Genomic DNA, 1,140 nt, shown 5'->3' with positions numbered 1-1,140 from the left:
TTGTCCTGACAAGACGACTCGGCTCGTCAAGGCGATCGGAGTACTGCAGGACCGCGAGCGTCAGGCCGAGGCAGCAGGATGAAAAAGGCTCACTGCGCGCTTGCAATATTCTCAACGCCTGAGACCGTCAAGATGCCGGAGTACATCCTTGAATCCGTCCGATAACGTCGCCATTCTCGCGGCTGCGGGCTCCAAGAAGACCGAGTCGATCATTCAAGCGGTCCTGGATACGCCACCGACGACGAAAATCCTGATCACTACCTACACAATCGAGAACCTGGAGCAGATTCGCCTTCGCCTCATTGGCGCAACTGGTGGTGCGGTCCCGCCGAATGTGACGCTGATGTCGTGGTTCACATTCCTGCTCCGAGAGTGCATAAAGCCGTACCAGAATTTCGTTACCGACACCAACCGTGTCAGGTCGCTGAACTTCGAGCTTTGGAATAATCCGCGCCGGAGACCAAAAACCGACATCAACGGATACTATTTTGACTCGGGTTCTAATCTTCGCGTACGCAATGCTGGCGATTTCGCCGTCCTAATAAACGAGCGCTCGGGTGGTAAGCCAGTGAGCAGACTGGAGGAATTATACGATCATATCTATATTGACGAGGTGCAAGACCTTGCTGGCTACGACTTGGAGCTCCTGATCCTCTTATTCGCTTCCGCCATCCGAGTGACGATGGTTGGCGATCCACGTCAGTGCATTTATCAGACGAGCCTCACCACTAAGCACCCAAAATATAAAGATCTGGGAATGTTCAACTGGTTCGAGAAGCAGGAGAAGCTTTCGCGCCTGAAAATCATCAACCGGGCTAAGAGCTACCGGTGCATCCAGGAAATATGCGACTTCGCGGACGCCTTGTATCCCGAGTTGAGTGAATACAAAACCGTCTCTGGCAATCATCAAGTCACCGACCACGATGGCGTGTTCTGCGTTCGGGAGTCTCAGATTGACAGCTATATTGAGATGTTTGATCCTGTCAGGCTGCAATATCAGAAGAATGCAAAGTTTGCCAAGTATGGGGCAATGAATATCGGCGTATGAGGTGCCTGAAGATCTTCGGACAGTGACCCAAAGTATGATTTGGGTAATTGAACGGAGTTGTTGTGGCACAGAAGAAGTCGCGTCAGTTCAGC

General features: G+C 51.8%; 1 protein-coding gene. It reads left to right on the top strand.

What is annotated here, in order from left to right; translation table 11 throughout:
• The first annotated feature begins 148 nt into the window (after positions 1-148).
• Positions 149-1,048 (top strand): UvrD-helicase domain-containing protein, encoded by a 900-nt coding sequence (locus ACWEMY_RS29270; protein ID WP_452392612.1) that lies wholly within the window; start codon positions 149-151, stop codon positions 1,046-1,048.
• Positions 1,049-1,140: the final 92 nt, after the last annotated feature.

It is taken from the genome of Nocardia sp. NPDC004415 (assembly GCF_053602435.1).
Note: the sequence above shows the minus strand (reverse complement) of the source record. Positions and strands in the feature narration are given on the sequence as shown.